The organism is Caulobacter sp. FV2ps19 (assembly GCF_058681035.1).
Genome location: NZ_CM178729.1, coordinates 1,339,230 through 1,365,482 on the forward strand (window position 1 = coordinate 1,339,230; position 26,253 = coordinate 1,365,482).

Genomic DNA, 26,253 nt, shown 5'->3' on the forward strand with positions numbered 1-26,253 from the left:
GAGCGCTATTCACAGCTGAACGTCCCGGAACACTGACCCAAACCCGCATCGGCGGCGCCATGGATCCTGGGCACAAGGCCCAGGAAGGCTGGGTCTTTTAGCGCCAGATCCATAGGCGATAGCCCGTCTTAGCGCCGAAGGGAGTCATCCTTACATCTCACGGCGAGACGATCGCCGGTCTGGACAGGTTGCTCAAGGACGGCGCTTCGCGCCGCCGCGGAGCGGCCGGTCGAAGACCGGTCCTTGACCAACCTGCCCAGACCGGCACGCTGCAGCCTCCAAGAGATGTAAGGCGGGCTCTGCGCAGGCGCGCCGCTTGAAAGGCGGGTTTGCCTCCAGTTCGCCGCCTTAAAGGATTGACGGCGTTCGACTCGACAACGCATCGGCCAGGAGGGCCCATGACCTTCAAAACGTTCGAGGCACTATTAGAGACGGATTTCCGCAACAACTTTCAGGGCTCACTTCTTCCAGGTCGGGAGTTCGAGCGTATGAACGTCCGCGAGCACTATGATCTCGTTGCGGCCGTAGAGCTTCCGCAGAGAGTCGATGAAGAAATCCGCGCGATGTTCAACCGTGCTCGGAGCGCAGTGCTATACGCTTGGTTTACATACGAGCTTTCTGTCCTCGGGGAGCAATACGCGCTTGCGACGCTGGAGGCGGCGCTTCGCCTGCATTATCAGCCGCAGAAGCGAACAACCCTCGCGCCGCTGATCCGGCGCGCTGTGGCGGACGGTATCTTCCCCGCCTCGATTGGCGACATTGACGGCCGTCCACCGTGGCTGTCGCATCTCCGCAACTACTGGGCGCATGGGGCGAACAGCTTTGGCACTCCCCTGCTTGCTTGCGGGACGCTTCGTGAATGCGCCGGCCTAATCACGCGTCTTGCCGATGCGCCTGCACCCCCGGCGGGTACACCCTAAATTGCGCTCAGATCCCTTAGTTGTGCCGTAACCGAGCTCCTCCCGCCCCCTCACTTCTCAAACACCACCACCCCATCCACCACCGTCAGCACCGGCTGGGCGGTTAGGATCTCCGCCGGCGCCACCGTCATCAGGTCCTTGGAAAACACCGTGACGTCGGCCTTCTTGCCGGCCTCCAGCGTGCCGCGCTCGCCTTCGGCGAAGGCGGCATAGGCCGGGGCCCAGGTCAGCATCTTCAGGGCCTGGGCGCGGCTGACGGCCTCTTCCAGATGCCAGTCTTCGTTGGCGAAGCCGTCCAGGCTGTGGCGATAGACGGCGGCGTAGAACTCGATGCGCGGGTCGCCGACCTCGACAGGAGCGTCCGAACCGGCGGCGACGACCGCGCCGCTTTTCAGCATGTCGTTCCAGCGATAGCCCTCGTGCAGGCGATCCTTGCCCAGGCGGGCGGGGGCGAAATAGAGGTCGCCGATGGCGTGGCTGGGCTGCATCGAGGCGATGACCCCCATCTTGGAAAAGCGCGGCAGGTCGGCGTCGGAAACGATCTGGGCGTGCTCGATGCGCCAGCGGGCGGCGGTGTCGCCCCCCAGGCTTTGCTCGAACCAGTCCAGGGTCATGCGGTTGCCGCGGTCGCCGATGGCGTGCATGGCTACCTGGGCATGGACGGCCTTGGCCGCCTTCATCAGTTCAAGCCCCTTGTCGCGCGGGGTCAGTTGCAGGCCCAGGCCCTCGGCGTCGCTGTAGGGCTCCAGCAAGGCCGCGCCGCGCGAGCCCAGGGCGCCGTCCATATAGAGCTTGATCCCGCGCGTGCGGATCAGGCCGGTGGCGTCCTCGAACGGGCCCTTGGCCAGCACCTGGGCCGCGCCGCCGGGGTCCATATAGTTGTCGACGCGGATCTGGAATTTTCCGCTGGAGGCCAGACCGGTCAGCAGGGTCAGGTCGTCGGCGTCGACACTCATATTGCCCAGGCCCGTCCAGCCGCGCGAGGCGTAGAGCGTCCCGGCCTTTTCCAGCGCCTGGCTTTTCAGGGCGTCCGAGGGCGGCGGGATGACGCCGGCCACCAGGGACTGGGCGTGGTCGATCAGCATGCCGTCGGGCACGCCGTCGGGGCCCTTGAGGATCTGACCGCCGGCCGGGGCGGCGGTGTCGCGGGTGACGCCGGCCTTCGCCAGGGCGGCGCTGCTGGCGACCACGGCGTGACCGTCGGACCGCTCCAGCACGATCACGCGGCCGGGCGCGGCGCGGTCGAGGTCGGCGCGGTTGGGGAAGCGCTTTTCGGGCCAGTGGGTCTCGATCCAGCCGCGTCCATAGATCGGCCCGTCCGGATGGGCGGCGGCATAGGCGGCCACCGCCTTGACCAGAGCGTCGACCGAGCCGGTCTGGTCGAGGTTCAGGGTCAGCTCGCGCAGGCCGATGCCGGTCAGGTGGGCGTGGGCGTCGACAAAGCCTGGAAAGGCGGCCGCGCCCTTTAGGTCGATGTCGCGGGCGTCCTTGGCCGCCCTGGACCGGGCCGTGGCCAGATCGCCGACATAGAGGAGGGTCTTGTCGCGGATCAGGATCGCCTGGGCGTCCGGCGTCGCGTCGACGCCGGTGTGGATGGGGCCGCCATGGATCAGCAGGTCGCCGGCGGTCGCGGTTGAAAGACTGGCGCTGGCCAGCAGGGCGGCCACGGGGGCGGCGAGGAGGATGGGGCGCACGGCGATCTCCGACAGCAAGAAGCGGAAATCGTAGGGCGCCGCTCGAAAGCCGCAACCGCAATGGTATAAATGCGCCATGCAGGGACGGGCTTTCGTACTTTTTGACACGGTGATCGGCCGCTGTGGCGTCGCCTGGGGCGCGGCCGGCCTGATCGGCCTGCAATTGCCCGAGGCGGCGCCGGGCGCGGCCTGGGCCCGGCTGCGCAAGCGCTTTCCCGACGCGGTCGAGGGTTTGCCGCCGCCAGAGATCGAGCGGCTCATCGCGCGGGTGCGGGAGGTTCTGGCCGGCGGTCGCGACGACCTGACCGATATCGCGCTGGATCTGGTCGAGACCCCCGACTTCAACCGCCGGGTCTATGAGATCGCCCGCGCCATAGGTCCGGGCGAGACCTCGACCTATGGCGAGGTGGCGCGGGCCATGGGCGAGCCGGGCGCGGCGCGGGCGGTGGGCAAGGCCCTGGGCGAGAATCCCTGGCCGATCGTGGTGCCTTGCCATCGGGTGCTGGCCGCGTCTGGCCGGATGGGCGGCTTTTCGGCTGACGGCGGAATCTCCACCAAGGCCCAGCTGCTGACCCTGGAGCGGGCCAGGACCAGCACGGCGCCGACCCTGTTTGATCTGGAATTCTCGGTGGCCCCGCCCAAGGGGGCTTGAGGGCGAGCTGGGATGGGGAGGCGGGGTTAACGCCGTTCGCCGAACCGGCGAACAGGCGCGAAACGAATCATGACCGAATCAGCGACATCGGCCAATTCAGTGTTTGTTCCCTACTACCCATTGTAGCTCAATTCGCATTAACCACAAATGGCTTGTGAAGCTTACCCTGCGTCAGTGGAACAGGCGGCGCTGATCCGCTTGGCGTTCATGGTGGCGGCCAGCGGTATGCCGTTGATGGTCTTCATCTTGACGTTCAGGGTGAAGCTCTCGGGCGTGTAGGAGCCCTTGGCGGTCACCGGGGCCACGCGGCCCTTCTTGTCGGTCCAGGTCCCCTGCAGCCGGATCGCGCCGTCCTTCACCACCCGGGTGTCGTAGTCGCAGGTATATTTGCGGGTGCAGATGCCCTTGGCGAACTGCTCGACATCGCTGGGCTTGAGGCAGCGCGACTCATCCCCGGCCGGGATGGGGCCTACGCGGTAGCTGTAGGCCCATTGACCGGGCAGGATGGTGGTCGAGGCCGGTTGGGCGGCCAGGGCCGCGCCGGCGGCGCAGGCGAGGCCGGCGGCGGCCAGGGCGATGGCGGTCAGACGCATGGATGCAGGCTCCTTCATGGGCCTCTCTATATAGGAGCGTCGATGAACCGTCGTTGAAGGCGGTCTTGGGGCGCCCTTCATCCACGGCGTGTGGTCGGCAAGCGGCCTGGCGTCTTGACTCGGCAGGCGCCCTTCGCCTATATCGCCCGCTCTCGCGCAGCGGCTTGTCCCTGACGCGCCGAAATTCATGTATGCGGAGCGCTTGCTTCGCCCAGCCAAGGTAACGTCATGTCGCGCCGCTGCGAACTCACCGGTATCGGTCCGATGGTCGGCCACAATGTGAGCCACTCGAACATCAAGACCAAGCGCCGCTTCCTGCCGGCCCTGTCGCCCGCAACCCTGGCGTCGGACTCGCTGGGCCAGACCTTCCGTCTGCGCATCAGCAACGCCGCCCTGCGCACCCTGGACTACAAGGGCGGCCTGGACGTGTTCCTGCTGGGCGCCAAGGACGAGAACCTCTCGCCGCGCGCTCTGAAGATCAAGGCGCAGGTCAAGGCGAAGGCCAAGGCCGCCGCTGTGGCCGTCGCCGCCTAAGGCGCGACGACCTAGCTTCGATCTGATCGACCTGTCGAAAGGCCCGCGAGGCGATCCTCGCGGGCCTTTCCGCGTCTGGAGCCCGGCGACTTGCCGCTGGTCGGGCGGCGGCGCGTGCGATCGCCGGGACGGCCTCGAGAGGGCGGGCGGGCCTGGAGGGCGGATCGGCCTTCGCGGGCGGCCTGGGAGGGCTCCCCGGGGCTCTGTGGCCCTGATCCCGCGACCGTTGGCCTTCTCGCCCACGACAGGCTCTCCGCCCCGGACAAAGCAAAGCCCGGCGCGGGGACCGCGCCGGGCTTGGTACGCTTACTGAAAGCTTGGGTCGGCTTAGCGGGCCGAAACCGAGGCCGAGGCCGGGTTGGCGGCGTTATAGGCGTTCAGGGCCGGGCTCTTGATCTTGGCGACGGCGTCGCTGACCGAGGCGCGGACGCAGGAGGGGTACATGTAGCCGGCCATGGCTTCGCCACGGACGTCCTGCCAGCAAACGGTGCTGGCGGCTTTGACGATGTCGGCATGGACTTGTTCGGCGGTCTTGCCGGCAACCTTGACGCGGAGTTCGGAAGCCGAGGCGGGCGCGGCGATGGCGGTCAGGGCGATGGCCGAAACGGCCAGGGCGATGGTGCGGATCATGATGTTAGTTCCGGAAAGGGGGTTGGGTTCAACCTCCTCCCGACGCGTTCCTCTGACGGTCCGTCTGGATCTAGCCTGTTTGGCCGTCGACCTGAGACATAGCGCCGCCTTTTTGACTGATCAACGATTATGTTGCGCCGCACCCAAAGAATTTTGCAGTTTGCATCAAAACGAAACAGCCCGCGAAGCGGGGGCTTCGCGGGCTGCGTCAAACGCTGGCAACAGGTCGCTGAAAGGCGGATCAGCGGTTGATTTTCACCAGATAGGTCGAGCGGCTATAGGCCTTGTCGTAGGCGGTCAGCTCTGGGCTGTTGACCTTGCTGATGGCGGTGCGGGTCACTTCACGCACGCAGAAGGGCATCAGTTCGGCGGCGTAGTTGGTGCGGCCAAAATCGGCGTCGCACACGGTCTTGGCGGCGTCCACCAGGTCGGCGTGGACCTGGGGCGTGGACTTGCCGGCGACCTTGACGGTCATTTCGGTGGCGCTGGCGGCGCCGGCGGAGAGAGCCATCATGGCGGAGATGGCCAGAACGAGAAGACGGATCATGGTTTTAGTCCCGGAAAGGGGGTTGGGTTCAACCTCCTCCCGACGCGTTCCTCTGACGGCCTCTGGGTCTCGCCTCGTAACCGTCGAGCCTGAAAATACATGACAACGTTGTCATTTCAAGCCGAATATCGCGCTGCAGCAAAAAAATGTTACCGGTACCTCTGGCGAATGCGGCGGCGTTACCGGGTGCGCTTGCGCACCGGCGTCTTGGCCTTGGGCGGAACGGGCGGCGGCGCGGGCGGCGGTGTCCAGTCGAACGCCAGCAGCAGGGTGCGCTGGGTGTCCGAAAAATTGTCGTCGGAAAGGATGTAGATTCGCGTGGTTCCGGACGGCGAGCGGCTGAGCGCCACGCCCTCGAAATTGTCCCGGGTGGTGGAGCCGTCGAGATGCAGGCTGGCCGTCTGGCGTTGTCTGGCGGCCGGGGCCATGGGATCGGCGATGAAGCGCAGGATGGCCCGTGCGCCGCGAACCGGATCATAGCCGCGATGCAGGGTGGCGATGGCCTGGCCGTTGAAGGCGGCCATGGCGGTCAGGCCCCAGGTGAAGTCCGGGCCCTGTTGCGGCGTGATCGACTGGCAGGCGGTCGACAGCCGGCAGAGCCACACCTCGCCCTCCTCGCCGCCGGCCAGATAGGCGTCGGGGCCGGCGACGGGATAGGCCGCCAGGGCCTCCATGCCTTCGTTGTCGGGAAAGATCGTGGCGGGTTTGGGTGCGACGCGGGGCGTTCCCCAGGTTCCCGGACCGGTGGTCGGATAGAGCCAGATGCGGTGATCCCGCTCGAAACTGACCAGACGATCGCCGTTGGGCAGGATGGCCTGGCCCTCGGCGTCGCCCTGTTGCTTGCCCTTCAGCGGCTGGCCGTCGAGCCCCAGCAGAGGCTCCAGCTTGCCGTCGGTCAGCCCGACCAGGCGGCCGGTCTCGTCCAGCTGAAGGCGGGCTTGAAACGAGTCGCCGTCGTCGCTGATCGCCACCAGCGTATCGTTCGCCCCGACGGCCAGATCGGACAGCCCGTGCAGACGGCTGGTCTGGCTGCTGGTGATGGCGACGCCGCCGGCATAGACGAAGCCGCCGTCCAGGGCGGTCTTGGCCGGGTTGGAGGCGTCCAGCGGCACGGGCGCGGTCTGCAGCGTGATCTCGGGCCCGGCCTTGACCGGCGCCGCGGGCAGGGGCGGGGCCGGCTTGGGGCCGCAATGGGCCAGGACGCCGGCCACCAGGGCCAGGGCCAGGCCGGTCCGCAGGCCGATCATGCGGGAACCTTGCGCGCCGCCTTGGGCGCGGCGGGCTGAACCGTCGGCAGCGGCGCCAGCAGGCCGCGAGCCCGCTTCACCGCTCTGGGTTCTTCGTCGAACAGGCTGGCCAGTTGCTCGACCAGCACGCCGCCCAGTTGCTCGACATCGACGATGGTGACAGCGCGGCGGTAATAGCGGGTGACGTCATGGCCGATGCCGATGGCGATCAGCTCGACGGGGCTCTTGCCCTCGATCTCGGCGATGACCTGACGCAAGTGGCGCTCCAGATAGTGGCCCGAATTGACGCTGAGGGTGGAATCGTCCACCGGCGCGCCGTCGGAGATCACCATCAGAATGCGGCGAGCTTCGGGCCGGCCGATCAGGCGCTGGTGGGCCCACATCAGGGCCTCGCCGTCGATGTTTTCCTTCAGCAGCCCCTCGCGCATCATCAAGCCCAGGTTCTTGCGGGCCCGGCGCCAGGGCGAGTCGGCGGCCTTGTAGATGATGTGGCGCAGGTCGTTCAGACGACCCGGGGCGGGGGGCTTGCCGGCCTTGACCCATTCGTCGCGACTGCTGCCGCCCTTCCAGGCCCGGGTGGTGAAGCCCAGCACCTCGGTCTTGACGCCGCAGCGCTCCAGGGTGCGGGCCAGGATGTCGGCGCAGACCGCCGCCACCATGATTGGCCGGCCGCGCATCGAGCCGGAATTGTCGATCAGCAGGGTCACGACCGTGTCGCGGAACTCCTGGTCCTCTTCCTGCTTGAACGACAGCGGCGCGGTGGGGTCGATGATCACCCGGGTCAGGCGGGAGACGTCCAGCATCCCCTCCTCGAGATCGAAGGTCCAGGCGCGGTTCTGCTGGGCCAGCAGGCGGCGCTGCAGCTTGTTGGCCAGGCGCGAGACCACGCTGGACAGGGCGCTGAGCTGCTGGTCCAGATAGGCCCGCAGCCGCGTCAGCTCCTCGGCGTCGCAGAGGTCTTCGGCCGGGACCACCTCGTCATAGGCGCTGGTGAAGATCTTGTAGGCCGGTTCGCCCGCCTGGGCGCCGCCGCTGTCGGGCCGGGCCGGCTTGGCGCCGTCGCCCATTTCCGGCGCTTCATCGCTGTCCTCGGCCTCGCCGTCCTGTTCGGACTGGACCATCTCCTCGTCGCCGGCCTCGGTCTCGCGATCGGAGGTGTCGGCGTCCTGAGGGGAAGAGCCTTCGGACTGTTCGCCCTCGCCTTCGCCCTGGTCCTCGTCGGGGGTGTCGGTCTGCTGGTCCTGCTCGCCGTCGTCCTCGTCGGAGCTTTCGGTGGCCTCGGACATCTCTTCGCCGAGGTCCAGATCGCGCAGGATCTCGCGCGACACCCGGGCGAAGGCGGCCTGATCGTCGATGGCGGCGGCCAGGCGATCCAGGTCCTTGCCGGCCCGGGCCTCGATATCGGCGCGCAGGATGTCGACCAGGGCCCTGGCGCCCTCGGGCGGGGCGTCGCCGGTCAGGCGCTCGCGGACCATCAGGCCCAGGATCTCGGCCATGGGCGCGGATTGACGGTCGAGGGCGACGTTGCGGGTCAGGCCCTGCTTTTCGAGCCGGGCTTCCAGGGCTGACGTCAGATTGGCGCGCACGCCGCTCAGGGCGTTGGCGCCGATGGCTTCCAGCCGCGCCTGCTCGATCGACTCGAACGCCGCCTGGCCGTCGGGCGAACTGGGCCGGGCGCGGGCATGAGCCATCGCGTCATGGTGGGCCAGGCGCAGGGCCATCTGGTCGGCCAGGCCGCGGATACGCGCCGCTTCCTTGGAATTGAGATCGCGCGGCGGATGCGGCAGCACGGCCCGCTTGCCCAGCAGTTGGGGTCCGTCGCCGGAGAACACGACCTCGAGGTCGGGCGTTTCGGCGAGCGACCGCGCGGCGTGCGCCAGGGCGCGCTTGAAGGGTTCGGTCGGGCTTTCGGGCTTGGACGCCATGACTATCGGTTACCGGCGGAAGACCGCGAAGACAAGGAACGCTGCGCGATCTTGCGAGTTGAAAAAGGCAGATGCGTCACAGACGCGCCACTCAAAGGAACTGCGTCATGTTGAAATGGGCCATCATTCTCGCCGTCGTCGCCCTCATCGCCGGCGCCCTGGGCTTCACCGGCATCGCCGGCGCCGCCGCGGGCATCGCCAAGATCCTGTTCTTCATCTTCCTGGTCGGCTTCGTGCTGATGCTGGTGCTGGGCGCGACCGTCTTCAAGACCGTCGCGAAATAGCTGCCCCCTCGATTCTCCCCGGCTTTCGCCGGGGAGAACGGCCTAATGGGCCGCCAGATAGGCCTTGGACTGCCGCCCCACCAGAGCCACCAGATCGCCCATCTGTTCGTTGACGTCGATCAGATGCAGGCCCCAGTCCTTCAAGGGCTGACCCAGAACCATGATGTCGCCGGTGATATCATCCGTACGCGGATCGCTAGGGTCGCCGTTGACGCTCACTGACATGTAGGTGAAGTCGCCCTCGCTGACGCAGCGGCCCGAGATCAGGCCCGGCGCCGAGACGAAGGGCGTGGTCACCGTCAGGCCGGTCGCCCAGGGCTTGGGCGCGGCCGACGAGGATCCCATCCCCCGATTGCTGAAATAGGCGTGCAGGGGCGCCGCCTCGGTCGAGGCCTTGCCGGCCAGCAGGGCGGCGGGATTGACGCAACCCGCGCGCAGGCCGTTGTCGTCGGTCTTGCCAAACCGGCTGCTGGGCGGCGGCGGCGCCGAGGCGCGGAACGACACATAGGTCACCACGCAGCCGGTCTGATCGGCGCTGGCGCACAGCGGCATCGTTCCATAGCGGCCCTGGGCGTCGACCGGGGTGTTCATGCCCAGGATCAGGGCCGAGATCACCTGGCCCTGCGCCGGCTTGCCGTCGATCTCTTCGGCGATCAGTTGCAGCAGGACGCGCGAGCCCTGGCTGTGGCCGATCAGGACCACGCCGCGACCGTGGTTGTCCTGGGCCAGATACGATTTCCAGGCGTCGCGCACGTCGCCATAGGCCAGGGCGGCGTCGCCGGGCGAGGCCTGACCCATCATCACCTTGCGCAGCGCCGCCAGGGTCACCTGACGGTACATCGGCGCAAAGACCCGGCACTGACTGGCGAAGCGGGCCAACTGCTGCTCGACCACCGAGCGCTCGGCGGCGTCGATGGTCATGTCGCTGTTGCCGCCGGGATCGGTGGAGACCGTGGGATAGACATAGAAGCAGTCGACGGCCGGATCGAGGGCTGGGGCGAAGGTCTCGATCGTCGCCTTGCCGTCGGCGCTCACCACCGTTGTGGTCTGATCGGCGGCGCAGGCGTCCTGGCGGCCGGGGCGGCACAGCCAGGCGTCGGCCTGGGCGTAGTCGTTGGGCGCCGCGGGCGGCGCGGGGGTCTGGGCGCAGGCGGCGCTTCCCAGCAGCAGGCCGGCGGTCAGGCCCATCAAGGCCAGCATGGATTTGGACATGGTTTCCCCACTCACGATCAAACAGTCGTTTGAGGTGAGCATGCGGGAAATGGCGACGTGCGCCAAGATGCTGCGTGTGACGTCCCGCTCGAAATCGGCCGCCAGGATCCTGGATCGCGATCAGCTGGAGGCGACATCCGCCGGCAACCAGCGGCGCGGGAACTTGTCGCCCAGGGCGCGGGTTTCGCCGGGCTTGAGGCCCAGTTCGCGCATGCGATAGGCGACGATCTCGCGCAGGGCCTCCACCGGCTCGACGCCTCGGAAAGGGCTTGAGGCGACGCCGCCCGCCTCCTGCGCCCGGTCGACGGCGGCCCATTCGGCCTGGGCGCGGTCGGCCTTGCCGACCCCGAAATAGTGCCGGACGGGATAGGGCTCGCCGGCGATCTCGACCATGACGCCGATGACCCAGCCTTGAACAATCAGATCGGCGTCGGGGCGTTGGCGGAACATGCTTGGCGTGTAGCCGTCGCAGCGGCCGGGCGGAAGGCTATTCCGCCAGCGGCAGCCAGACTTCGATGTCGCCCAGCCCGGTGGCGGGGTCGAAGCCGGGGCCGTAATATTCCAGGAAACTGGGCCGGCCCGGGACGGGACGGCGTCCGGCGCAGGCGGCCTCTACGGTCCTGTTCAGGGTCGAGACATGGCCGGTATGGGGAAAGACCAGATAGGAGCCGGCCGGAACCGCCACGACACTCAGACCGGGCGGCGGCGCGCTGTCGCGCGCGCCGGGAAACGCCGTCATGTAGCGGAAGCAGCCGGGGTCCTCGGTCGGGAGGGCGACGCCGAACGTGGTGGGCTCGCCGCCGGTCGCCGGACGCGGGATGTGCGGCTCGAAGGCGGCCCACTGCATCGGCAGGGCGCGCAGCATGTCGCCGTCGGCCATGGCGTAGTCGCAGATCGTTCCGATCAGGCGCAGGGCCGGATGCTGCAGGAGGCTGGGATCAAGGGTGATCAATGACGGCATGGCCAGGCCTTCGGCGATGGAGGGGCGTCCCAAGGACGCGCCAAACCAAGTCCAGCCGACAGCCTGTCGGAAACTTTTCTGCTGGCGGCCGAAGGCCTCAGCCGATCAGCTGGAACGCCGCCTGGCTGATCAGGCCCAGGGCCAGCCACAGGGCCAGGGCCAGCAGGATCACCGGCGCGCGCGATCCGCTGTGGTGGTGAATGTGGTGGATACGTCTCAGGGGCATCTGTCGCCTCCCTTTCGGCGGTTGGTCTTCTGGGAGGGAAACGATCTGGCGGCGATTTGGATGCGTTCGGACGGTGGGCCAGGGTTCGGCAAAGAAAAAGGGCGGGACCTTTCGGTCCCGCCCTTCGTCTTGTTCAGCAGAAGGCTGAGTGCGTGGACTAGAAGTCCATATCACCCATGCCGCCCATGCCGCCGCCCGGAGGGCCACCGGCGCCGCCACCCTTCTTGGGGGCTTCGACGATCGCGGCTTCCGTGGTGATCAGCAGGCCGGCCACCGAAGCGGCGTCTTGCAGAGCGGTGCGGACAACCTTGGCCGGGTCGATGACGCCGTCGGCGATCAGGTCGACATACTGCTCGGTCTGGGCGTTGAAGCCGAACGAGGCGCTGGTGCTTTCCAGAACCTTGCCGACCACGATCGAGCCTTCAACGCCGGCGTTTTCGGCGATCTGACGGATCGGAGCCTGCAGGGCGCGACGGATGATCGCGATGCCGGCGGTCTGGTCGGCGTTGTCGCCGGTCAGGCCTTCGAGGGCCTTGGAGGCCTTCAGCAGAGCCGTGCCGCCGCCCGGGACGATGCCTTCATCGGCGGCCGCGCGGGTCGCGTTGAGGGCGTCGTCGACGCGGTCCTTCTTTTCCTTCACTTCGACTTCGGTCGAGCCGCCGACGCGGATCACGGCGACGCCGCCGGCCAGCTTGGCCAGACGTTCTTGCAGCTTTTCCTTGTCGTAGTCCGACGTGGTGTCTTCGATCTGGCGCTTGATCTGGGCGATACGGGCTTCGATCGCGTCCTTCTCACCGATACCGTCGACGATGGTGGTGTCGTCCTTGGTGATCGAGACCTTCTTGGCCTTGCCGAGCATGTCGAGCGACACGTTTTCCAGCTTGATGCCCAGGTCTTCCGACACGACTTGAGCGCCGGTCAGGATGGCCAGGTCTTCCAGCATGGCCTTGCGGCGATCGCCGAAGCCCGGAGCCTTGACGGCGGCGACGCGCAGGCCGCCACGCAGCTTGTTGACGACCAGGGTCGCCAGGGCTTCGCCCTCGACGTCTTCGGCGATGATCAGCAGGGGACGGCCCGACTGAACGACGGCTTCCAGCACCGGCAGCAGCGGCTGCAGCGAGGAGAGCTTCTTTTCGAACAGCAGGATGAGCGGCTCTTCGAGCTGAACTTCCATCTTGTCGGGGTTGGTGATGAAGTAGGGCGACAGGTAGCCGCGGTCGAACTGCATGCCTTCGACGACGTCGAGTTCGGTCTCGGCGGTCTTGGCTTCTTCGACGGTGATGACGCCTTCGTTGCCGACCTTGTCCATGGCCTTGGCGATCATGTCGCCAACTTCCTTGTCGCCGTTGGCCGAGATGGTGCCGACCTGAGCGATTTCGGTGTTGGTGGTGACCTTCTTGGAGGACTTCTTGATTTCCTCGACGACCAGGATCACGGCCTTGTCGATGCCGCGCTTCAGGTCCATCGGGTTCATGCCGGCGGCGACCGACTTGAGGCCTTCCTGCACGATGGCCTGGGCCAGGACGGTGGCGGTGGTGGTGCCGTCGCCGGCCTTGTCGTTGGTCTTGCTGGCGACTTCGCGGATCATTTGCGCGCCGAGGTTCTCGAAGCGGTCAGCCAGTTCGATTTCCTTGGCGACCGAGACGCCGTCCTTGGTCGAGCGCGGGGCGCCGAAGGACTTTTCGATCACGACATTGCGGCCCTTGGGGCCGAGGGTCACCTTCACCGCATTGGCGAGGATGTTGACGCCGCGCAGCATCTTGTCGCGCGCGTCCGAGGAGAAATAAACGTCTTTAGCGGCCATGGTATGAGCCCTTCTAAAAGAGAAACTTGGGGTCGAAAGCGAAGAGGACGGAGGAGGGCTTAGGCCTCGACCACGCCCAGAACGTCGCTTTCCTTCATGATCAGCAGGTCTTGACCGTCGACCTTCACTTCGGTGCCCGACCACTTGCCGAACAGGATGCGGTCGCCAGCCTTGACGTCCAGAGCGACGACGTCGCCCTTGTCGTTACGCGCGCCGGGACCGACGGCGACGACTTCGCCTTCCTGCGGCTTTTCCTTGGCGGTGTCAGGGATGATGATCCCGCCCTTGGTCTTGGTTTCTTCTTCGACGCGCTTCACGAGGACGCGGTCGCCCAGGGGACGAAATTTCATAGGGTGTTCTCCGTCGGGACGGTTAGAATTATGGATCGCCGGCCGGGGGAAGCGTCGCTGTTAGCAGTCACCCCCGCCGAGTGCCAGCGCCGGGCAGGAGGTAGTGCTGGGCGAGGGCGGAGTCAAGGATCGCGCCCTCCGATTTCGGGGCGCGAAGGGGCCAGAAGGACCGACGATATGCGACGTTTCGCTTCCAGCGCCCTTGTGGCGGGTTTGATCCTGACGGCCGGTTGCGCCAGCGCGCCGCCGTCGCCGCCGCCGCCCCTGACGATCACCGACAGCCAAACGGGCGTCGTGACCCTGGCGCCGGGTCAGGATCTGCGGATCGAGCTGCCGCTGAACGCCGGCACGGGCTATGGCTGGCGCCTGGACCACGAGGCCGACGCCACCGTGCTGGGCGACGGCTCCAGCCGCACCACCGATGCGGCCCTGCCCGGCGGCGCGGTGATGACGGTCTTCAGCTATTACGGCGTGGCGCGCGGGGTCACAGAGCTGTCCTTCACCCTCAAGCGGCCCTGGATGCCGGATGCGGCCGATGATCCCAAGCGAGTCTTCAGGGTGCTGGTGCGATGATTGATCATATCACCCTGGGCGTGGCCGATTTCGACCGGTCCGTCGCCTTCTACGACAAGGCCCTGGCGCCGCTGGGCTTGTCGCGACTGTACACTGTGCCGCCAGAATTCACCGGCGGGGTCCCGTCGACCGGTTATGGCGATACGCGGCCCTTCTTCTGGATCGCCGGCCAGGATCCCGCCCAAGGCAAGGTGCATGTCGCCTTCCGGGCCCAGACCCAGGCCCAGGTTGACGCTTTCCATGCGGCGGCCCTGGCGGCGGGCGGACGAGACAACGGCGCGCCCGGACTTCGCCCACATTATCATCCAGACTATTACGGCGCCTTCGTGCTGGATCCGGACGGATTCAATATAGAAGCCGTCTGTCATGGGGCTGGTCCAGCGCGGCCGGCCTGATCCAAGGAGCGCTCAGCGCATGTCGAGTTACGTCCTGTCCTTGCTGCTGGCCGTGGTCGCCTGCGTGATCGGCGGCGCGCTGGGCGGGATCGTCCTGGCCCGGCCCAGCCGCGCGCTGGGTCTGACGGGCGCGGCGGACGGTGAAGCGGCGTCTGCGCCGCGACTCTTGGAGGGGCGGACGCTGGGTGGTCTGCTGATCGTCTCGCACGCCGGCGCCGCCCTCTATCTGGGCTATCAACCCGGCGTCGGGGCGGCCATGGCCTTCGTGTTGGCCCTGGCCTGGTTGGGCGCGGCCCTGGGCCAGATGGCCTCGGTGCTGATTGATCGCGCCGAGGTTCGGCCCAATCTGAGCAACCTGGCCTTCGCCCTGCTGATCGCCGCCACTCTGGCCCTGCCGTTCCTCAATCCCGCCCGGCTGGTGCTGCGCGGCGGGATGATGGTCTAGAGCCTTTTAGCCTCACATGGAATCATGTGAGGCGTCTAAAAGGGCTCTAAATCAAACATTTAGAGCGTGATAGCCGCCGAAACCGCGTACACTTTCGGCTATCACGCTCTAGCGCGCGCCTTCGTGCGCGAGCAGCCAGGCCTTGCGCGCCAGCCCGCCCGCATAGCCGGTGAGGGCGCCGTTCGCGCCGATCAGGCGGTGGCAGGGCACGAGGATGGCGATCGGATTGGCGCCATTGGCCGCGCCCACGGCCCGGCCGGCGGTGGGACGTCCGATCCGCGCGGCGAGGACGGCATAGGTTGAGGTCTCTCCGGCCGCAATGTCGCTCAGGGCGCGCCAGACCGACTGCTGGAACGCCGTGCCGCCGGTGGCCCAGGGCAGGGCGCCGAGGGCGTCAAGCGATCCGTCGAAATAGTCGCTGAAGGCCTGCCGGATGGCGGCCGGGGCGGCGCCGTCTTCCAGCGCCGGGTCGCCATAGTGCCGGCGCAGCAGCCGCGTCAGACGCGGCGCGTAGTCGTGGAAATCGATCGCCCGCACCACGCCGGCCTCGTCGGTGACCAGCAGGATCTCGCCGAGCGGCGAGGGGGCGCGGTCGAGGATCAGGCGGGCGGGCGGGGGCATAGGGCGGTTATCGCCGAAGGAGGACTCCGCGTCTTTCCGCTTCTTGCCAAATGTTCGCCCTTTGTTCAGACTCAACACTATTCTCCCTTCCCCCTTGATGGGGGAAGGGTCGGGGATGGGGGTGACGCGGCATGTCCGACAAGCCAAGGCCAAGCCACGCAATCGGGGCCATCGGCCGCGCACGTCGACTGCGACGCGAGATGACGGTCAGTGAGAAGAGATTGTGGCAAGCGCTGCGAGCGCTCGATTTGCATATCCGACGACAGGCGCCGATTGGTCGATATGTCGCCGACTTCGCGCATCACGCCGCCAAGATTGTGATTGAAGTGGATGGCGGACGGCACGATCTGCCTGAGGCGCAACTTCATGATGCGGAGCGAGACGCGTGGCTTTTCGCACAGGGCTATCGCGTCATGCGTATCCGTGATCGCGAGGCATTCGACTATCCGTACGACGTCGCCGAGCGTGTCGCGGTGGAGATTCAGCGGTCACCCCCATCCCAACCCTTCCCCCATCAAGGGGGAAGGGCTCAAGAATGACTACCGAATCCCCGGCACGTGCAGGGCGGCTTCCTTTTCGGCCTTCTGCTTGTAAACGAGGTCGCCGTACTTGCCGTATTCCATGCGGGCGATGGTGCGCTGGTGCACCTCGTCCGGGCCGTCGGCCAGGCGCAGGGTGCGGATGCCGGCATAGGCTTTCGCGAGCCCGAAGTCGGTGGTCACGCCGCCGCCGCCGTGGGCCTGGATGGCGTCGTCGATGATCTTCAGGGCCAGGCGCGGCGCCGCGACCTTGATCATGGCGATCTCCAGACGGGCCGACTTGTTGCCGGCCTTGTCCATCATGTCAGCGGCCTTCAGGCACAGAAGACGGCACATCTCGATGTCGATGCGGGCGTCGGCGACGCGTTCTTCCCACACCGAGTGGTCGGAGATGTACTTGCCGAACGCCTTGCGGCTCATCAGGCGCTTGCACATCTTTTCCAGCGCCACTTCAGCGGTGCCGATGGTGCGCATGCAGTGGTGGATACGGCCGGGGCCCAGACGGCCCTGGGCGATCTCGAAGCCGCGGCCCTCGCCCAGCAGCAGGGCGTCCTCGATCGGCACGCGCACGTTCTTGAGGATCACCTCGGCGTGGCCGTGCGGCGCGTCGTCATAGCCGAACACCGGCAGCATGCGGACGATCTCGATGCCCGGGGCGTCCAGCGGCACCAGGACCTGGCTCTGCTGGGCGTGGCGGCTGGCGTTGTCGGGATCGGTCTTGCCCATGACGATGGCGACCTTGCAGCGCGGATCGCCCACGCCCGAGGACCACCACTTGCGGCCGTTGATCACATAGTGGTCGCCGTCGCGCTCGATGCGGGTCTCGATATTGGTGGCGTCCGAGGAGGCGACGTCAGGCTCGGTCATCAGGAAGGCCGAACGGATTTCGCCGTTCATCAGCGGGCGCAGCCAGCGCTCCTTCTGGGCCAGGGTGCCGTACCGCATCAGCACTTCCATATTGCCGGTGTCGGGCGCCGAGCAGTTGAAGACCTCCGAGGCGAAACCGATCTTGCCCAGCTGTTCGGCGATCAGGCTGTATTCCAGATTGGTCAGCTGCACGCCCTCGAACTGGAACGTGTCGTCGACATGGGTCTGGCCGCTGTGCGGCGGCATGAAAAAGTTCCACAGGCCGGCGGCCTTGGCCTTGGCCTTCAGCTCCTCGACCACCTGGACGACTTTCCAGCGTTCCTGGCCGATGACGTTCATCTCGGCCTCGTATCGCGGAACGGCGGGAACGATGTGCTCGTCCATGAACGCGGTGACGCGATCGAGGAACTGTCGTTGTGTGGCGGAGATATCGAAATCCATGGCGCTTCCCAATCCCTGACTTCAAACGCTTGTTTGAAGCCTTTGTAGCATCGCGCTGACGCAGACGGCAAGCAGACTTGCGGTCGGCAGGGCGACGCCTGCAAACTGCCGCGCATGAACATCCAGATTCTCCCGCTCGAAGGCCGCTACGTCCGGCTGGAACCCATCACCCCCGCCTTGCGCGATGAACTGCGCGGCGCGATCGACTGCGATCCGGCCAGCTGGGAGATCATGTCGACCAATGGCTGCGGCGAGGGCTTTGAGGACTGGTGGGGCGCCCTGCAGGGCGAGACCCAGCGCGGCGAGCGCATCGGCTTCGCCATTCGCCGTCTGTCGGACGGCAAGGTGGTGGGCACCTCCAGCTATCTGAACATCCGCAAGCTGCACAAGGGCCTGGAGGTGGGGTCCACCTTCCTGCACCCCGATGCGCGCTCGGGGCCGGTGAACGCCGAGTCCAAGCGCCTGATGCTGGCCCATGCCTTCGACGCCGGGGCGATCCGGGTAGAGTTCATGATCGACGTACGCAACGGCCGCAGCCAGGCGGCCGTCACCAAGCTGGGCGCCGACAAGGACGGCGTGCTGCGCAATCACAAGATCACCTGGACGGGCCATGTGCGCGATACGGCGGTGTTCTCGATCACCGACGCCGACTGGCCGGGCGTCAAGCAGCGGCTGGACTTCAGACTGACAGAGAGTTTTGTGTAATTTTATAAAGTCCGAGCGGGTGTTGTTCCTGAAGTAGTTCTCGTAAGCCAGCCTATGGTTGGCATTATAGATTTTCCTAAATACTGTATGAGTTGAGTGTAGTGGGTGCGGTATATTGTCGCTCTGCCCAATTTGGGTATGGGGGCAAGGTCTTGGTAAGAGTTGTATGCCAATATCCGCCGCATGGGCGGCATGGCGTGTATGAGAATCTGCATCGAGCACGGCGCTCGCGAGACGTCTGTTGAAGGCGTGACGCCGATCAAGATCGACCGCACCGCAGCGCTGTATCTCGAGGCCCGCTGGCCGCCGCCGCGGCGTTTCGGCCAGGTGGCGCCCGGCGCCTATGTTCTGGTCGACCCCAATGCCGAGTTTCTGGACGGCGCGGAACTCAAGCAGATCGCCAGCGAGCTTCAGCTTCGTCTGTTCGGTACGCAGGGGCGCGATGATCTGTGCATGCTCACCTATGAGGGCGATGAGACGGACGTGCTGCGCTTTTCAAGCCTGTCCGAGGTCGAACTTCTGGCCATGCGCGGCGGAGAGCCGCCGCCGCCCGTCGGCCGAACCCGCGTGGTCACGCGGGATGGAGTGCATGAGCTGGCCCCCTGGGGCTCCACGCCCCGCCAGATGGCCCAGGACGCGACGGAAGCCGTCGGGGGGCCGCGTCTGGCCTGGCGCGGGGTCTATAATCCCGTCGCCGAGCGCTTCGAAGCCAGCCAGCCGCAATTCATGCTGCGCGCCCCCGAAAAGACCGTGCTGGAAGACAGCGATTATCTGCGGTCGGATCTGGCCATGCTGGATGCGAACGTCGCTGCCCTCGAGAAACAGCCGGATCTCCATGTGCAGACGGATTTTCGCATGTGGAGCATGGTCCGCAGCAGCCTGAGGGAAGTCTATCAGGCCAAGCTGGCCTCTTTGCCCCGGGCGACCGTGGGGCATCTGAGCGCGCAGGTGTATGACGTGCCTCGCGACCTGCCGTTCTCGGCCATCGCGCCGCTTCGGGATCTGCTGCGTCCGGTGTTCGACCGCATTGAGCTTAGGGTTCAGGACCCTGGTTTCAACGTCCGGGCCGTTCCCGCCAACCTCATCGACGGGGTGGTGCTGCAGTTGACGGGAAGCGAAGAGCTCCAACGCCTGTTGAGCCTTCGGCGGTTTCTGTCGGCGCGCCGGCAATATCTTGACCTCAAGCTGCGGCAAGGCGTCACAGGCCTTCGCTCGAAGCGCGAGTTTGAGTTGTGTCGAGAGCTGAGATTGTCGTCGGTAAGCGGTGTCGTCGTCAGCGCGCCGTTCGAAGAACCCTTGCAGGAACAAGGTTTTCCGCATGCAGACCTGCCTTTCAAGGCCGGTCTGGCACGGTAAAAACTGCAGGTTGAGTTAACGCTCGGCTACCAGTGTCCCTAACCAATTGGCTATAAATCGGGACTAGCTTGTCGTCATGACCGCAATTGCCTGCTTGCGCCTGCTGATCGATGACGCCGCCTTCCCTGCAGCGCGGGCCCAGGCGACGGCGGACACCTATCTGAAGGCGCGCTGGACAGCGCCCCGCCGGTACGGCGCGGTCGCGCCGCTGGCCTTCGTTCTGGCTGACAATCGCATCGAACAGCTGGACGCGGCTGAAATGCAGGCCCTGGCGGCCGAACTGGAAGCCAGCCTTTTTCCCGGTCGCAAGAGCGGCCAGGTCTGTCTGATGACGTTCGAGGGCGACGAGAACTCGGTGCTGAAGTTCGCCAGTCTGACCCAGGCCGAACTGGCCGGACTGGTCGCCGGCCAGGGCTATGGCGGCGCCGCGGGCCGCGTCCAGGTCATCACCGCCGAGGCCATTCGCGCCGTGCCCAGCACGCATGAGGAAGCCCGTCAGGCCGCCGAAGCCGCCGCCGCCGACCCGTCCACGGGCTCCGCGGCCCGCAAAGCCGCCCCGGTCAAGGCGCCGCCGCCGCCGTCCAAGACGGGCTGGTGGGGCCTCTATGATCTGCCCACCGGGCTGTTCACGGGGTCGCTGGTCGGGCTGCGCGTCGACCTGACCACGCCGCCGCCTGAGCAGGACTCGGCCCTGCTGACCCGCGACCTGGCGTGCCTCAACGAGGCCCAGGCCGACTTCAAGGCCGCGCCGTTCGGCGACTTCTACCTGCCGTTCGGCTTCTGGAACCTGACCACGCCATCCTCGCAGGAAGCCTATAAGGGTCGCCTGTCACGCTATCCGCTGGATCTGCAGCCGCGCCTGGGGGCCAGCGTCTACGGCACGCCGCGCGAGGCTTCGCTGGGTCTGGTCAGCCAGATCCGCGCCTTCCTGAAGGGCAGCTTCGCCTTCCTTGACCTGAACGTGCTCGATCCGACCTTCCCGGTTCACAACCTGCCGCCCGAGCTGATCGACAGCGTCACCCTGACCCTGCCCGACACCATCGAGCGCGAGCGCCTCGACGCCATCGCAAAGTTCATCGAACGCCAGGGCACCTATCGCGGCAAGGGCGTGGCCCAATGCGTGGCCGGCGTCAGCACCGTCAGCGAACTGGAAGCCTGTCGCCAGGGCGGCATCGCCCGCGTCCAGGGTCCGGCGATCACCGACTTCCTCAACAAGCCCGTGGCCCAGGCCGAAGGGGCGCCGCTGATCACCGCCCGCGACGCGGCCTGACGGTTCAGTCCAGGGCGCCCTAGCGCCGCCCGAACAGCCGCTCGATATCGGCCAGTTTCAGCTCCACATAGGTGGGGCGGCCGTGGTTGCACTGGCCCGAATGGGGCGTGGCTTCCATCTCGCGCAGCAGGGCGTTCATCTCGGCGCCGTTCAGGCGACGGCCGGCGCGGACGCTGCCATGGCAGGCCATGGTGGAGCACACCTCTTCCAGCCGCTCCTTCAGGGCCAGGGCCTGACCGTTCTCGGCCAGGTCGTCGGCGATGTCGCGCACCAGGCCCGCCGCGTCGGTCTTGCCCAGCAGGGCCGGGGTCTCGCGCACCAGCACCGCGCCGGGGCCAAAGCTCTCGATCACCAGACCCAGGGCGGCCAGCTCCTCGGCGCGGGCCACGACGCGTTCGGCCTCGGCGGGATCAAGATCCACCACCTCGGGCAGCAGCAGGGTCTGGCGAGCGACGCCGCCGGCCGCCATCTCGTGCTTCATCCGCTCATAGACCAGACGCTCATGGGCGGCGTGCTGGTCGACAATGACCATGCCGTCGCGGGTCTGGGCGACGATATAGGTCTCGTGGACCTGGGCCCGGGCCGCGCCCAGCGGGAAATCGACGGGGTCGAAGGGCGCTGAGCCCTGATATCCATCCGTAGTCTGAGCATGTTTGAAGTCGCCCGTCTGCCAGGCCTCGCGCACGACCTCGCCAAGGCCCGGGGCCATGGCCGGCTCGACCCGCGCCGAGACGTCCGACAGGCCCGGCAGGATCTGCGGCCTCTGTGGCGCCCAGCCGCCCTCGCGCCAGGCCGAGAAGCCGGCGGGGGAGGGCCCCCCTTGGAAGGCGTGGGGTTGATAGCCGGAATAGCCGCCGCCCTGGGCGCGGATGCTGTCCAGCGCCGCCGTCGCCACCGTGGTCGAGGCCCGGTGTCCGGCCCCGGCCAGGGCGTGGCGCAGGGCGCCGACGATCAGGCCGCGCACCAGGGCCGGATCGCGGAACCGCACCTCGGCCTTGGCGGGGTGAACATTGACGTCGACCTCGGCGGTGTCGAGCGACACATACAGCGCCGCCGTCGGGTGGCGGTCCCGCGCCAGAAAGTCGGCATAGGCGGCGCGCAGGGCGCCCTGCAGCAGCCGGTCGCGCACAGGTCGTCCGTTCACGAACAGATACTGGTGCGCCGCATTGCCCCGGTTATAGGTCGGCAGCCCCGCAAAGCCGGTCAGGCGTACGCCGTCGCGGGTCTGGTCGATCTCGATGGCGTTGTCCTGGAAGTCGCGACCCAGCACGGCGGCCAGGCGGGCCAGGCGGCCCTGCGGACCCGGATGCTCGGGCGGCAGACGCAGCACCCGGCGCCCGTCGATGTCCAGCGAGAACCCGACCGCCTCATGGGCCATGGCCTGGCGCTTGATCTCCTCGGTGATCGCCAGGGCCTCGGAGCGTTCCGACTTCATGAACTTCAGCCGGGCGGGGGTGGCGTAGAACAGGTCGCGCACCTCGATGCGCGCGCCGTGCGGGCCGGGGAAGGCGGCCGGCGCCACCTCGCCGACCTGGCCGCCCTCGACCAGGATCGAATGGGCGTCCTTGGCCCCCTTGGCGCGCGAGCTGATCGACAGCCGCGCCACCGAGCCGATCGACGGCAAGGCCTCGCCGCGAAAGCCCATGGTGTGGATGCGCAGCAGGTCCCACAGGCCGTCGGCGTCGGGGGCCAGCTTGGAGGTGGCGTGGCGCTCGATGGCGACGGGCAGTTCCTCGGCGCTGAGACCCACGCCGTCGTCGGCGACGAGGATGCGGGTCAGGCCGCCGCCATGGGCCTCGACCTCGATGCGGGTCGCGCCGGCGTCCACGGCGTTGTCGACCAGCTCCTTGATGGCGCTGGCGGGGCGTTCCACCACCTCGCCGGCGGCGATGCGGTTGACGGTCTCGGGCGGCAGGCGGCGGATCGGCATCTTGGGGAACTCTCGGAACGGACCCGGGCCCGCATTGCGTCATCGTAATTTGACCGGTCGCGCTTGGCCCGGTCCAACTGGCGAAGACCGATCATCCTAGATCGATTCCGCCGGCCTTCGAGGAAGAGACATGGTGACGATCGGACGTTTCGCCGCCTTTGCCGGTGCTCTGGCCCTGCTGGCCGCGCCCGCCGCCTTCGCCCAGCAGGCCGTCGACGACTCCGGCCCCATCGCCCTCAAGCGCGTCGACCCCGAGGCCAACCTCGTGGAGGAGCTGGTCGTCAACGCCCGCTTGCCGGGTCCGGCCTGGTGGAAGGTCAGCGACGCCGACACCACTGTCTATGTGCTGGGCGTGCCCGCCATGGCGCCCAGCAAGCTGGACGTCGACGACTCGGTGCTGCGTCGCCGGTTGGACGGGGCCAATGTGCTGATCATGGGCCAGGAGGCCGATATCAGCGTGGTGCGGATCATCGCCCTGGCGATCGGTGGGCGAAAGCTGTTCATCATGGACCACCCCATGCGCGACACCCTGCCGCCGGATCTGCGTGCGCGGCTGGAGGCGCGGCTGTCGGTGATGAAGGAAAAGCCCGACAGCATGGACGAGATCAAGCCGGCCTTCGCCGGCTTCCTGGTCGCCAACGGCCAGGACGGCGGCAATGTGTCGATCAGCCTGGGCGGCGTCACCGACAGGATCCGCGACATCGCCAAGGACAAGACACTGGAGAAGCGGCCGCGCATTCAGACCCTCGACGGCTACAGCCTGGTGAGCGCCATCAAGACCCTGGCCCAGGCCCCCGAGCCGCTACAGCAGCTGTGCCTGGACGCCGGCCTGCGCCAGGCCGAGAATGGCGAGGGCGGGATCCAGCGTCTCGCCGAGGCCTGGGCCCGGGGCGAGGTGCGGGCGGTTGTGTCGGCCGATCGCGGTTTCCAGCGCTGCCTGGCCTCTACGCCGTCCATCGCCCGCGAGCTACGTGACGGCCGCGACGACGCCGTGCGGGCCATAGCCTCTGCCCTGAAGACTCCGGGCAAGGCCGTGGCGGTGATTGAACTGCGCTCGCTGTTGGCGCAGGACGGCGTGCTGGATCAGCTGCGGGCCAAGGGCTTCACGGTCACCACGCCAGGCGATCCCGCACCGTGAGGCCAAGCTTTGGCCGCGATGGACCGCCAGGGTGTCATCCGCAACGTCGGGGAGACTTCATGAAGATCGCTTGTCTGGTCGCCGCCCTGGCCCTGGCGCCGCTCGCCGTCCAGGCCCAGGCCGTCCCGGACCCCGAGGCCAATCTGGTCGAAGAGTTGGTCGTCAACGCCCGTCTGCCCGGTCCGGCCTGGTGGCGAGTGTCCGACGCCGACACTACGATCTATATCCTCGGGACCCTGAACGCCCTGCCCAAGGGCGCAAGTTGGGACACCTCGGTGCTGGACCGCCGGCTGGACGGCGCTTTCGCCGTGATCCTGCCGCCCGCCGGGCGGGCCGGGATCACCGACATTCCCGCCATGCTGGCCCTGCGCAAGCGCCTGAAGTCGGATCAACCGCTGGACCAGGCCGCGCCGGATCTCGCGCCGCGGCTGGCGAAGGTCCGGGCCCAGTTGGGCAAGGCGCCTGACAGCTACAGCGGCTGGAGTCCGTTGGGGGCCGGGATGATGATCGGTATCGACTACCAGAAACAAACCCGCCTGGACGGCGACGAACCCGACCGCACCGTGTTGCGCCTGGCGAAGAAGCATAGGGTCAGGACGCGGTCGGCCGGGGTCTACAAGGCCATGCCCCTGATCAAGACTGCGGTGCGCGGCCATTCGGAAGAGGCGGGCCGGCTCTGCCTGGAGGGCGTGCTCAGCGAGGTCGAGGCCGGCGCGGGCGCGGTCCAGGCCGCCGCCCGGGCCTGGACCCGGGGCGATGTGCGCGCCGCGATCGGCGGCCCGCGCAACTTTCAGCGCTGTCTGCGCAGCCTGCCGGGCATGACCGACATGGAGCAGCGCGCCACCGCCGACGAGATCTTGGCCCTGACCGAGGCGCTCAAGACCCCGGGCCATGCGGTGGCGCTGTTTTCGATGCGCGGCCTGGTGGCCGAGAATGGCGTGCTGGACCAACTGCGGGCCCGGGGCTTCACGGTGAAGACGCCGGGGGATTGCGCGCCACTGGCCCCCTACGGGCTGCTTCGCAGCCGTCTTCCCCCGGAGGGGGAAGATGAAACGCGACCCGAAGGGCGGCGAAGCCAACCGATCCGTAGGGGGGCAGTGCGCTGGACGCCAAAACGAAACCGGCCCGGGCGCTTTCGCGTCCGGGCCGGCTGAATCTCGAAGCGGCTGAAAAGGCCTACAGGCCCGGCAGCTTGATCCGGGTCTGCTTTTCGCGGCTGATCACCACCTTGCCAGGACCCATCAGGGCCTTGAGGCGGGCTTCTTCAGCGGCGGCGTCGACGATCACCGGGGCGGTGGCGCCGGTTTCGGATTCGGTCGTGGCGACCTCGGCCGCCTTGTCCTTCTTCCAGAACATCACCTTGCTGGCGAAGCTCTCGTCCTTGTGGGCCAGGTCACCGGTCTCGTCATCGACGACGAAGCGGATCAGCGGGTCAGCCTTGTCGACGCCGGCCTTGGAGACCAGCAGCTTTTCGCCGTCCGAGCGGCCGGCGGCCATGCTCTGGCCGATCAGGGCCATGCGGGCGGCGCTTTCGGGCTGCAGTTCCTGCGGACGGGGCTCGCCGGGGGCCGGCGGGCGCAGGGCGTAGTCGGGCGGCACCACCAGCGGGGCCTTGGTGACGATCCGGAATTCGTCCGGGACCACCTTGCTCATGCCCAGCGCCTTGGACGCCGATTGGCAACCGGCGAGGCCCGTGGCGGCCACGACGGCCAGAACGCTCAGGGTCGCGACCCGATTGAAACTCATGAACAGATGCTCCGCCGGGCCCTGTCGGGCCAAAATTTCGTGCGCCCTCGATACGACATCAGGACGCGGGCGCCAATGTCTCTCGCGATTGCGGCCTTATTCGGTCGGATGGACCAGTTTCTGTTCGCCCGAAAGAAAGCTGTCGAGCAGCAGAAAGCCCACCCCCACCGAGATGGCGGCGTCGGCGACGTTGAAAATCCACGGGAAATAGAGATCGCGCACATCGATGAAATCGGCGACGGCCCCGTAGAGGATTCGGTCGATCAGATTGTTGCCGATCGCCCCGCCGATGATCAGGCCCAGACCGACGGCCAGGAAAGGCTTGGTCGCCTTGCGCGTCCACAGCGCCAGGGCCACGACCACGACCGCCGAGAAGCCGGTCAGCAGCCAGCGGCCCCACTCGGCATGGCCGCTGAGCAGGCCAAAGCTCATGCCGCGATTCCACACCATGGTCAGGTCCATCGGGCCCGGCAGGGGCACGGTTCCGCGGTTGGGCAGGTCCAGGCCGTGCAGGATCCACAGCTTGCTCAGCTGGTCCAGCACGACGGCCCCGGCGGCGATAGCGTAGGCGATCCAGCCTTGGCGGGTGATGTTCGGGAGTGTCGTCACTTTGGCGGCCGCTCTCTCGTGAAGCTTGGACGTTTATCC

Annotated in this window: 30 protein-coding genes; 13 read left to right on the forward strand and 17 right to left on the reverse strand. The window is 67.3% G+C overall.

Annotation, left to right across the window (positions count from 1 at the left end):
• Positions 1–398 precede the first annotated feature (398 nt).
• On the forward strand, positions 399–920 hold the full coding sequence (locus ACW18B_RS06500; RefSeq protein ID WP_492050531.1) for a hypothetical protein: 522 nt from the start codon (positions 399–401) through the stop codon (positions 918–920).
• A gap of 50 nt (positions 921–970) precedes the next feature.
• Here the strand turns inward: ACW18B_RS06500 and ACW18B_RS06505 are convergent, their stop codons facing one another.
• Positions 971–2,614 (reverse strand): amidohydrolase, encoded by a 1,644-nt coding sequence (locus ACW18B_RS06505; protein WP_492050532.1) that lies wholly within the window; start codon positions 2,612–2,614, stop codon positions 971–973.
• A 76-nt stretch (positions 2,615–2,690) separates the two neighbouring features.
• Here ACW18B_RS06505 and ACW18B_RS06510 point away from each other — a divergent pair, with 76 nt between their 5' ends.
• A complete protein-coding gene (locus ACW18B_RS06510) occupies positions 2,691–3,266 on the forward strand; it encodes a methylated-DNA--[protein]-cysteine S-methyltransferase (RefSeq protein ID WP_492050533.1) in 576 nt (191 codons plus the stop codon).
• 161 nt (positions 3,267–3,427) lie between these two features.
• On the opposite strand, the gene ACW18B_RS06515 is transcribed toward ACW18B_RS06510, so the two are convergent.
• Complete coding sequence (locus ACW18B_RS06515; RefSeq protein WP_492050534.1) at positions 3,428–3,859, reverse strand: DUF3617 domain-containing protein; 432 nt, start codon at positions 3,857–3,859, stop codon at positions 3,428–3,430.
• Positions 3,860–4,087: 228 nt separating this feature from the next.
• Here ACW18B_RS06515 and rpmB point away from each other — a divergent pair, with 228 nt between their 5' ends.
• Positions 4,088–4,393 carry a 50S ribosomal protein L28 gene (rpmB, locus tag ACW18B_RS06520; protein ID WP_492050535.1) on the forward strand — a complete coding sequence of 102 codons (306 nt, stop codon included), beginning with the start codon at positions 4,088–4,090 and terminating at the stop codon, positions 4,391–4,393.
• 327 nt (positions 4,394–4,720) lie between these two features.
• On the opposite strand, the gene ACW18B_RS06525 is transcribed toward rpmB, so the two are convergent.
• The 4 genes from ACW18B_RS06525 to cobT all read right to left on the reverse strand — a co-directional run bounded on the left by ACW18B_RS06525 (position 4,721) and on the right by cobT (position 8,742).
• Positions 4,721–5,023, reverse strand: coding sequence for a hypothetical protein (locus ACW18B_RS06525; RefSeq protein ID WP_492050537.1), 303 nt, complete (start codon positions 5,021–5,023; stop codon positions 4,721–4,723).
• 241 nt (positions 5,024–5,264) lie between these two features.
• Positions 5,265–5,570 carry a hypothetical protein gene (locus ACW18B_RS06530; RefSeq protein WP_492050538.1) on the reverse strand — a complete coding sequence of 102 codons (306 nt, stop codon included), beginning with the start codon at positions 5,568–5,570 and terminating at the stop codon, positions 5,265–5,267.
• A gap of 179 nt (positions 5,571–5,749) precedes the next feature.
• Positions 5,750–6,817: an esterase-like activity of phytase family protein gene (locus ACW18B_RS06535; protein WP_492050540.1), complete on the reverse strand. Its 1,068-nt coding sequence runs from the start codon at positions 6,815–6,817 to the stop codon at positions 5,750–5,752.
• Entirely contained in the window at positions 6,814–8,742 is a 1,929-nt protein-coding gene (gene cobT, locus ACW18B_RS06540) for a cobaltochelatase subunit CobT (protein ID WP_492050542.1), read from the reverse strand. Before cobT ends, ACW18B_RS06535 begins: the two co-directional genes overlap by 4 nt.
• A 107-nt stretch (positions 8,743–8,849) precedes the next feature.
• Between cobT and ACW18B_RS06545 the strand changes: the two genes are divergently transcribed.
• Positions 8,850–9,026, forward strand: a complete 177-nt coding sequence (locus ACW18B_RS06545; RefSeq protein WP_492050543.1) for a DUF1328 domain-containing protein — start codon at positions 8,850–8,852, stop codon at positions 9,024–9,026.
• Between the two features lie 42 nt (positions 9,027–9,068).
• On the opposite strand, the gene ACW18B_RS06550 is transcribed toward ACW18B_RS06545, so the two are convergent.
• The 6 genes from ACW18B_RS06550 to groES form a co-directional block, all read right to left on the reverse strand.
• Positions 9,069–10,238: a DUF3089 domain-containing protein gene (locus ACW18B_RS06550; RefSeq protein WP_492050545.1), complete on the reverse strand. Its 1,170-nt coding sequence runs from the start codon at positions 10,236–10,238 to the stop codon at positions 9,069–9,071.
• 120 nt (positions 10,239–10,358) lie between these two features.
• On the reverse strand, positions 10,359–10,688 hold the full coding sequence (locus tag ACW18B_RS06555) for a hypothetical protein (RefSeq protein WP_492050547.1): 330 nt from the start codon (positions 10,686–10,688) through the stop codon (positions 10,359–10,361).
• Positions 10,689–10,725: 37 nt separating this feature from the next.
• A complete protein-coding gene (locus ACW18B_RS06560; RefSeq protein ID WP_492050549.1) occupies positions 10,726–11,232 on the reverse strand; it encodes a GyrI-like domain-containing protein in 507 nt (168 codons plus the stop codon).
• A 64-nt stretch (positions 11,233–11,296) separates the two neighbouring features.
• Entirely contained in the window at positions 11,297–11,425 is a 129-nt protein-coding gene (locus ACW18B_RS06565) for a hypothetical protein (RefSeq protein WP_492050550.1), read from the reverse strand.
• A 157-nt stretch (positions 11,426–11,582) separates the two neighbouring features.
• Positions 11,583–13,229 (reverse strand): chaperonin GroEL, encoded by a 1,647-nt coding sequence (gene groL, locus ACW18B_RS06570; protein ID WP_492050551.1) that lies wholly within the window; start codon positions 13,227–13,229, stop codon positions 11,583–11,585.
• Positions 13,230–13,288: 59 nt separating this feature from the next.
• A complete protein-coding gene (groES, locus tag ACW18B_RS06575; protein ID WP_010918572.1) occupies positions 13,289–13,579 on the reverse strand; it encodes a co-chaperone GroES in 291 nt (96 codons plus the stop codon).
• A gap of 177 nt (positions 13,580–13,756) precedes the next feature.
• Here groES and ACW18B_RS06580 point away from each other — a divergent pair, with 177 nt between their 5' ends.
• From ACW18B_RS06580 to ACW18B_RS06590, 3 genes are read left to right on the forward strand one after another with little or no spacing between them, the layout of a single operon-like run.
• Positions 13,757–14,152, forward strand: coding sequence for a protease inhibitor I42 family protein (locus ACW18B_RS06580; RefSeq protein ID WP_492050553.1), 396 nt, complete (start codon positions 13,757–13,759; stop codon positions 14,150–14,152).
• Positions 14,149–14,547: a VOC family protein gene (locus ACW18B_RS06585; RefSeq protein WP_492050554.1), complete on the forward strand. Its 399-nt coding sequence runs from the start codon at positions 14,149–14,151 to the stop codon at positions 14,545–14,547. The genes ACW18B_RS06580 and ACW18B_RS06585 overlap by 4 nt, the downstream gene beginning before the upstream one ends.
• 19 nt (positions 14,548–14,566) lie before the next feature.
• Positions 14,567–14,992 (forward strand): DUF4345 family protein, encoded by a 426-nt coding sequence (locus ACW18B_RS06590; RefSeq protein WP_492050555.1) that lies wholly within the window; start codon positions 14,567–14,569, stop codon positions 14,990–14,992.
• Positions 14,993–15,100: 108 nt separating this feature from the next.
• Here ACW18B_RS06590 and ACW18B_RS06595 read toward each other — a convergent pair whose 3' ends face one another.
• Positions 15,101–15,613 (reverse strand): methylated-DNA--[protein]-cysteine S-methyltransferase, encoded by a 513-nt coding sequence (locus ACW18B_RS06595; RefSeq protein WP_492050556.1) that lies wholly within the window; start codon positions 15,611–15,613, stop codon positions 15,101–15,103.
• Between the two features lie 131 nt (positions 15,614–15,744).
• Between ACW18B_RS06595 and ACW18B_RS06600 the strand changes: the two genes are divergently transcribed.
• Positions 15,745–16,152, forward strand: a complete 408-nt coding sequence (locus tag ACW18B_RS06600; protein WP_492050557.1) for an endonuclease domain-containing protein — start codon at positions 15,745–15,747, stop codon at positions 16,150–16,152.
• Here ACW18B_RS06600 and ACW18B_RS06605 read toward each other — a convergent pair whose 3' ends face one another.
• Positions 16,153–17,460, reverse strand: coding sequence for an acyl-CoA dehydrogenase family protein (locus tag ACW18B_RS06605; protein WP_492050558.1), 1,308 nt, complete (start codon positions 17,458–17,460; stop codon positions 16,153–16,155).
• 114 nt (positions 17,461–17,574) lie between these two features.
• Here ACW18B_RS06605 and ACW18B_RS06610 point away from each other — a divergent pair, with 114 nt between their 5' ends.
• The 3 genes from ACW18B_RS06610 to ACW18B_RS06620 all read left to right on the forward strand — a co-directional run bounded on the left by ACW18B_RS06610 (position 17,575) and on the right by ACW18B_RS06620 (position 20,791).
• Complete coding sequence (locus ACW18B_RS06610) at positions 17,575–18,165, forward strand: GNAT family N-acetyltransferase (protein ID WP_492050559.1); 591 nt, start codon at positions 17,575–17,577, stop codon at positions 18,163–18,165.
• Between the two features lie 183 nt (positions 18,166–18,348).
• Positions 18,349–19,521, forward strand: coding sequence for a hypothetical protein (locus ACW18B_RS06615; protein WP_492050560.1), 1,173 nt, complete (start codon positions 18,349–18,351; stop codon positions 19,519–19,521).
• Positions 19,522–19,597: 76 nt separating this feature from the next.
• Positions 19,598–20,791 (forward strand): hypothetical protein, encoded by a 1,194-nt coding sequence (locus ACW18B_RS06620; protein WP_492050561.1) that lies wholly within the window; start codon positions 19,598–19,600, stop codon positions 20,789–20,791.
• Positions 20,792–20,810: 19 nt separating this feature from the next.
• On the opposite strand, the gene mutL is transcribed toward ACW18B_RS06620, so the two are convergent.
• A complete protein-coding gene (mutL, locus tag ACW18B_RS06625) occupies positions 20,811–22,721 on the reverse strand; it encodes a DNA mismatch repair endonuclease MutL (protein WP_492050562.1) in 1,911 nt (636 codons plus the stop codon).
• Positions 22,722–22,851: 130 nt separating this feature from the next.
• On the opposite strand from mutL, the gene ACW18B_RS06630 reads away from it, so the two are divergent.
• Together ACW18B_RS06630 and ACW18B_RS06635 are read left to right on the forward strand one after the other, a co-directional pair.
• Positions 22,852–23,859: a TraB/GumN family protein gene (locus tag ACW18B_RS06630; protein WP_492050563.1), complete on the forward strand. Its 1,008-nt coding sequence runs from the start codon at positions 22,852–22,854 to the stop codon at positions 23,857–23,859.
• A gap of 59 nt (positions 23,860–23,918) precedes the next feature.
• Positions 23,919–25,013, forward strand: a complete 1,095-nt coding sequence (locus ACW18B_RS06635; RefSeq protein WP_492050564.1) for a TraB/GumN family protein — start codon at positions 23,919–23,921, stop codon at positions 25,011–25,013.
• Between the two features lie 22 nt (positions 25,014–25,035).
• Here ACW18B_RS06635 and ACW18B_RS06640 read toward each other — a convergent pair whose 3' ends face one another.
• Positions 25,036–25,605, reverse strand: coding sequence for a DUF3035 domain-containing protein (locus ACW18B_RS06640; RefSeq protein ID WP_492050565.1), 570 nt, complete (start codon positions 25,603–25,605; stop codon positions 25,036–25,038).
• Between the two features lie 96 nt (positions 25,606–25,701).
• A complete protein-coding gene (lspA, locus tag ACW18B_RS06645) occupies positions 25,702–26,214 on the reverse strand; it encodes a signal peptidase II (RefSeq protein WP_492050567.1) in 513 nt (170 codons plus the stop codon).
• Between the last annotated feature and the right edge of the window lie 39 nt (positions 26,215–26,253).